General features: G+C 49.4%; 8 protein-coding genes. 4 read left to right on the top strand and 4 right to left on the bottom strand.

What is annotated here, in order from left to right; all coding sequences use genetic code 11:
* Positions 1–5: 5 nt before the first annotated feature.
* Positions 6–314, bottom strand: a complete 309-nt coding sequence (locus ABI361_11470) for a hypothetical protein (protein MEO9321281.1) — start codon at positions 312–314, stop codon at positions 6–8.
* 503 nt (positions 315–817) lie between these two features.
* On the opposite strand from ABI361_11470, the gene ABI361_11475 reads away from it, so the two are divergent.
* Both ABI361_11475 and ABI361_11480 read left to right on the top strand, forming a co-directional pair.
* Entirely contained in the window at positions 818–1,348 is a 531-nt protein-coding gene (locus ABI361_11475; GenBank protein ID MEO9321282.1) for a pyruvoyl-dependent arginine decarboxylase, read from the top strand.
* A gap of 91 nt (positions 1,349–1,439) precedes the next feature.
* The gene (locus ABI361_11480; GenBank protein ID MEO9321283.1) at positions 1,440–1,925 is read left to right on the top strand and encodes an adenosine-specific kinase; all 486 of its coding nucleotides are present in this window, start codon (positions 1,440–1,442) and stop codon (positions 1,923–1,925) included.
* 26 nt (positions 1,926–1,951) lie between these two features.
* On the opposite strand, the gene ABI361_11485 is transcribed toward ABI361_11480, so the two are convergent.
* Complete coding sequence (locus ABI361_11485; protein ID MEO9321284.1) at positions 1,952–3,241, bottom strand: hypothetical protein; 1,290 nt, start codon at positions 3,239–3,241, stop codon at positions 1,952–1,954.
* Between the two features lie 211 nt (positions 3,242–3,452).
* Complete coding sequence (locus ABI361_11490) at positions 3,453–3,767, bottom strand: DUF2798 domain-containing protein (GenBank protein ID MEO9321285.1); 315 nt, start codon at positions 3,765–3,767, stop codon at positions 3,453–3,455.
* A 69-nt stretch (positions 3,768–3,836) separates the two neighbouring features.
* Between ABI361_11490 and ABI361_11495 the strand changes: the two genes are divergently transcribed.
* Entirely contained in the window at positions 3,837–4,247 is a 411-nt protein-coding gene (locus ABI361_11495) for a helix-turn-helix domain-containing protein (protein MEO9321286.1), read from the top strand.
* A 473-nt stretch (positions 4,248–4,720) separates the two neighbouring features.
* On the top strand, positions 4,721–5,053 hold the full coding sequence (locus tag ABI361_11500; protein ID MEO9321287.1) for a hypothetical protein: 333 nt from the start codon (positions 4,721–4,723) through the stop codon (positions 5,051–5,053).
* Positions 5,054–5,186: 133 nt separating this feature from the next.
* Here the strand turns inward: ABI361_11500 and ABI361_11505 are convergent, their stop codons facing one another.
* A complete protein-coding gene (locus ABI361_11505; GenBank protein ID MEO9321288.1) occupies positions 5,187–5,393 on the bottom strand; it encodes a hypothetical protein in 207 nt (68 codons plus the stop codon).
* Positions 5,394–6,026: the final 633 nt, after the last annotated feature.

Here is a 6,026-nt window from a genome sequence, read left to right on the forward strand (position 1 = left end):
GAGACCTACTCTCGGCCATAGCTATTCGACAGGCTGTAGTTGTCAAGTATCTGCCTGTAGATTTTGGCACGCAGCCCGTACTGAATTGCCTCGTATTCCCTGCCGTTTCTTTGTGCAATCCTCTCCATGCTCTCGCAACTGTCGATGCAGGCCTGCAGGTGCACCCTAAAGTCGCGCTCTACCTGCTTCAGGTGGTTGGAGACTTCCCTTTCCATGGTACGCGTCTTATTCTCGATTTGTTCCGATAATGTTCTGCTAAGCGATGGCTTGCTTTCGTCAACCTTTGAAAATCTTCCATCGTCGGGAGCTGCCACTTGTTGCCAGATGGCGGGTTGGTACTTAACCTGATCGAATTGTCAGACTAGAAGAATGTTCGCAGATGGCATTCGCACATACAACCTGATAAAACCGATGGATACAGACCTAATGCGTCCGACTTCGATTCCTAGAACTGCCGTCCGGTTTCGGTGAGGGGAGGATGGATTTGATCCTCCCTTCTTCATTCAATAGTCCTGCCCGACTGCTGGCCCTCGCGACCTTGGGACGGCGCATAGATTCCGTGGCGGTTGAGGTGTCCAATGATTTCTGCTATCGTCGTCGGCTTCACGAGAAAGCACGGAGATACTTTGGAAAGACCCAGTCCAGCTCCGGATGCCCATGTATCGGCTAGCAGGAACAGCTTCCCAACCTTTTTAGTACAGCTCTGGTATTGTGTTTCATGTCGGATCTCAACGACCAAGCTCAATTCAAGAAAAGCACCATTCCGCCCGGCCCGTCGACTGCGCTTACAAACCCTTTTCAGTACGTCCCCAAGTTAATGTTTTTTACAAAAGGAAAGGGCGTGCACAAGGACCAGCTCACAAGCTTTGAGCTGGCACTCCGCGAAGCCCAGATATCTGATCTTAATCTCGTGAGCGTATCAAGCATCAAGCCGCCGGGCTGCGGCATCGTCAACGTCTCGGAGGGACGGAAGCACCTGGTTCCGGGCCAGGTGGTCTTTGCAGTCATGGCGCGCTCTTCGACCAATGAGCCCAACCGGCTAATCGCCGCCTCTATAGGACTGGCTAGGCCGGCAGAAGAAGCGGCTCACTACGGATACCTGTCCGAGCATCATTCCACCGGTGAGACAGCGCAGAAGGCGGGCGATTATGCAGAGGACATGGCCATGGAGATGCTTGCGACGATCATGGACCTTCCTGATAATGCCAGCCTTGCATGGGATCAGAGGGAGGAGCAGTGGAAGCTCTCCGGCAAGATTTACCGCACGCATAACTTTACCCAGTCCGCTGAAGGAAACAAGGACGGTCTCTGGACAACCGTACTAAGCGCCGCTGTGCTGATATTGTGAGACCTGGCTTTTCCGGCAGGCACCAGTACTTGCAGTTGCCTGTGAATTGCATCCAAGCTAAGTAAATCTGTATGCGGCCCAGAGGTAGATCATGCAGCTGCACAGCGTGAAAGTAGAGTCGAGCATACCGGGAGTGCAAATCGTCCTGGCCCAGAGCCAATTTATCAAGACCGTCGAGGACGTGTACGAGTCGCTCATGAACAGCGTGCCGGGCATAAGGTTCGGGATAGCATTTTGCGAAGCAAGCGGGCCTTGTCTGGTGCGCCGCCAGGGCAACGAGCCGCAACTCGAAGACCTGGCATCAGAATACGCCTTCAGGATAGCCTGCGGCCACAGCATCGTCGTGCTGTTTCAGAATGCGTTCCCGGTAAACGTCCTGCCGCATCTGCGCGCAAATCCAGAGCTTCTGAACATCTATTGCGCGACGGCCAATCCTATCGAGGTAATAATTGCTGAGACAGACCTTGGAAGGTCGATCCTCGGAGTCGTGGACGGATCCAGGCCAAAGGGGATAGAAGGAGAAGCGCAAATGCGAGAGCGGAGGGACTTTTTGAGGAGCATCGGATACAAACTGTAAAAAAAGTGGGTGCGGAACGGCACCGGCTAGCTTTCTCTGCTCAAGTTCAGCGGCTTGCCCTCTAGCACGAACGAGCCTGTCACGCCGTAGATCGGTTGTCGTCCAAAGTGGTTTGCTACTGCGGGGTTTGTTGAGTTGAGCACTATTTTGACGGTGTTGAAATGGCTAAAGGAAACCGTTGCACTGACATTGGACCACTCGGGTTTGCCGTTGAGGTAAATGTCAAGCTTGCCGGAAACCCCAGCAGTCCCGTTTTTGTCAAACACTATGGTGCCGGAAGTATTCTGGGGCCTAAAGTTTGCAAGCTGGTGCACGTGCCTGTCAAGACCGTCTGTTCGCACCATTGTAAGATTGGCGGAAAAGGAAGTGATATTTCCATCAATCGATTTCATTGCCCATTTGCCTGCAAGAAGGTAGGCAGGAGGGCTGTTTGAGAGGTTCCCTGTAGCTGAGGTTGCAACCTTGGGCACGACAAGCGAGGTAATCTGCCCTGTTGCGGAAAAGTTGCTGCCTGTCTGGACAGACGCGATGCTTGTACTCCCGGAGGACCCGCGGACCGGTGCGGAGGCGAGGCTGCCTGCCGGCGATGATTGTTGTGTCGAGCCCGAGGCTCCAGTAGCGTTCTGGGTACTGGAAGTGGCGGTGCCATTGCCCTCACCTGCTGGGGGCGCAGAGTTTGGGCTAGTGTATGAGAAAGTTGCGTCAGCGGTCACTCCGGTTGGAACATGAGTCAGGACCACCCTGTAGGTTCCCGTCTCTGTGAATGCAGCCCTGTCCGAGTCTGAAATGCCAAACTCAAAGATGTTTAGGAGGTTAGTAGGCCCGGAGTATGTCTTGACAAGCGCGCCGCTGGGCGAGTACACCGAGGCGCTTACCTGCTCCCCCTCAATTCCTCCCTGGACGCGTCCAGTAATCATGCTCGATGTCACAGATAATGCGACAAAAGTCGGTGGCTGGGGCTCAAACGTGGAATACGGCGGAACGCTTTGATTCACTGTCTGCCCCTGGTAGGTCGCCACAACGGTGTAACTCCCGTCGATGTACTTGCGGTCTACCATGAATCCATCCTGCGCGACTGCCGAGGCAGAACTCACCGCAAAAGTCTTGTCGTAGACAACCGTACTGTCGGGGGCAAGACCCTGGACGTGGATTTGGTCAAAGGGAGCAGAGGCGTTTTGAAGCTGCACGATGAATTGAAGGTCGCCATGGCAGCACGTCGCATAGTTGGCATTGATTGTGATTAGCGGAGAAGCAGCGTAGGTCCTGTGTGCAAAGCTGGATGCTCCGACAAAAAGGAACGCTGCCACAATGCTCAAAGATACTGCAATTGCAGTTGTGCTCTTTCGGATTGACGAACTACTGCTCGCCCGGCGCGAAAATTTCCAAACCATATAGAATGCAAGCAACAGGACGTTCACTGGATATTTACCAGTTCGGCCTGCACGTTTTGCTAGAATTCTCTAGAAAGGATATGTATGGCTGCCCCGATAGCAGTTAAACAAACGAGACAAACGCATCGAGGTTATCTTACGAGGTAGCCTTGCGTGATTTGTCCGGAGCAATTCCATTCATCTTTCTCATTACGGTTGGAGCTACAAATAGTACAATAGGGGTTGCTATTGCGAACGCAAGAGCGAAGGAACGTGGCCATATCGGTAAGAAATGTGCTTGGAAGCAATCGCCTGACCCTGCGCACTGCAGATAGACGTTGAAGGCAACCACCGAAGATGAAATAATTGAAGAGGTGATCGAGGCCATGACCGCGCCCCTGAATGTCACTGCAAGGATTCTCCTATAGTTCCTCTTGCTCATTTCTTTCGAAGCAGATTCTTTTGCTATCATTTGTATATCTAGTATGTTACGGATAGTTTATAAGTTTCACGTATCCAAATGTATATCTTGTAACCATTCATGGTTGAAACTGACTCTACCTTCATTGAGCTCCTTTACAAAATGCCGGAGCTAAAGGCGTGTCCGGTCGAGACGACCTTCAAAATCATCGGGAAGAAATGGACAATTCTAGTTATCAGGGAATTAATCAGGGGTACCACGCAGTTTAATCGCTTTCTTGAAAACATAGAAGGCATCACCCCAAAGGTACTCACCCAGCGGCTGCGTGAACTTGAAAAGTTTGGCATTGTTAAAAGAAGAATCGTATCAGAATCTCCTGTTAGGGTCGAATACGGTTTAACGGATCGTGGTAAAGAATTTCGACCAGTCTTGCGAGCAGTCGCTTCATTTTCGATGAAAAATATGGCCAGAGAGGTTTTTAAAGATGGCAAACCCAGAACGCCGCAACAGATTTTGCTATTGCAACGATGAGCGTCGAAGTTAGCGTGCATCTTTAATTCTTCTGCCGGAAGCAAGTTTCATCGGCATTTATTTGAAGCACCAACGGCTTTGCGCAACTTGTACAGAAATATATTTAATTACTACTAAAAGAGTAAGTCGACCGGAGTTTTGGAGATCGGCCGCGCTCTTCTGCCGAGTCTTTTTCCGTCAAGTGAACCCAAGAATCTAGTGGGGGTATAGACAAAGAAGCGATACAGAAGGAGCTTCAAGAAGCAAGGAATGGAGGATAGGCATATTGAGTATGTGCTATGAGATTTACCCTTCTACATTTTGGGCCTGGGCCATAAATTCGGATTCGCTCAAAGAACAGCTTAAGAGTGATCTGCGGGCTTTGGGCTGTAGAGTCATGCCAAAAGCAACAGGCATTGCACAACTCTACTTGATACATTCTGATTTGCCAACTAGCCATGTATCCTAAATAACAGAAATGGCAATCAAACCCCATGCAAGATAGATGGACTTCAAGCGATTATGAGATTATTTGGCCTTGGCTATTGCGCGCAATATTTGAGATGAAAGGCGGCGTAATTGGCAGAACCGTCCTTATGACCAAAGTTGTTGACTATATCAAACTACAGAATTACTGGGGTCAAGAAGAAAAATTGGCGAAATATCTTCAAATTTCTGCAGGCGACAGTTATAGACGCAATATATACAAAATCACTCGGTGGATGATAGAGCGGGAACTTTTGAGACCTCATTCAGGTTTTGATCAGGTATCGATTACCCGACAAGGAATCAACATTCTTGGCAAGCAGTTTGGAGATATTGAATGAATTCTTGATAGTGAATACAACTAGCAGATCTTAGCTCTAATCCGACGTTGTCATTGCTTTGCGTTTTCGCCTGCTAAACTGCTCTAGTACAAGATTCCGTCGGTCATCTTGAAAGGATTTTGCCGTGAAACGCTTACTGCTGATTGACATTTAGCGAGTATCCTTGCACTTCCAGTCCCGTTGTGCCAGTCACGTTATACCGCTCTGTTTTGGATGGGCAGTTGTAAGTACCTGCCAGCCAAGCAAGTTCCGACTTGTCAATTTCACTTGCTGAATTATAGCCAACAGCTAACGGCAGACCCGCGCAATCTTCGGTGATAATGATACGGTAGACCCCCATTTGAGTTAGTTTCAGAACTCAGGTTGTAATCTATAGATGCAGTTGAAGCTGTTATGTTTAGAATCTTGCCAGTCATGTGGATATTGTTTGTTGGGTTAGAATCGGTTGCATTGCTTGTAAAGACTTGAGTGTGTATGGAGACTTGTACAGGTCCTGGCACCTCTTGCTTGTATTGAAGACATATCTTTGCCGACTGTCCTTCCTTCATGAGAAAGATCGGAGTGTTGATTCTAGATTCGCTGTTTGGCTGAGAAAATCATGGTGTGTGGTATGTGTCTTGGCGGTGCTGTTAACTTGGTGGGTGTTGGATGCCTGTGAGACCATCGCTGGCCCGCGCCAAGTTAACAGAACCGAAAAATGCCATGTTACCTGTGCATCACTTGAAATCTACGGTAAGCACATCTCGTCTGCCCATAACGGCAAAATCTAACCCTTCCTTTCATTATGAGCCAAAATACAAGGCCCCGTAGTGAACAGTCCAGGACTATGGCCTAATACTATTCCATAGGCGTTATGACAAAATCATCGTGTCCCGTTATCGTCTTGTGCTCGTTGACTTCAGATAAAAACAGCACGACCAAGTCGCACAGTGTGCAACGGTACAATCTGTCCATTCGTTCAATAGTCGTAGAA

The sequence above is a fragment of the Nitrososphaera sp. genome (genome assembly GCA_039938515.1).
In the GTDB taxonomy this organism is placed as follows: Archaea; Thermoproteota; Nitrososphaeria; order Nitrososphaerales; family Nitrososphaeraceae; genus Nitrososphaera.

Coding starts and splice junctions, on each gene's coding strand:
- ABI361_11500 (MEO9321287.1), top strand. CDS start 4,721: ATGCAAGATAGATGGACTTCAAGCGATTATGAGATTATTTGGCCTTGG.
- ABI361_11475 (MEO9321282.1), top strand. CDS start 818: ATGTTTTTTACAAAAGGAAAGGGCGTGCACAAGGACCAGCTCACAAGC.
- ABI361_11490 (MEO9321285.1), bottom strand. CDS start 3,767: ATGATAGCAAAAGAATCTGCTTCGAAAGAAATGAGCAAGAGGAACTAT.
- ABI361_11495 (MEO9321286.1), top strand. CDS start 3,837: ATGGTTGAAACTGACTCTACCTTCATTGAGCTCCTTTACAAAATGCCG.
- ABI361_11505 (MEO9321288.1), bottom strand. CDS start 5,393: ATGGGGGTCTACCGTATCATTATCACCGAAGATTGCGCGGGTCTGCCG.
- ABI361_11480 (MEO9321283.1), top strand. CDS start 1,440: ATGCAGCTGCACAGCGTGAAAGTAGAGTCGAGCATACCGGGAGTGCAA.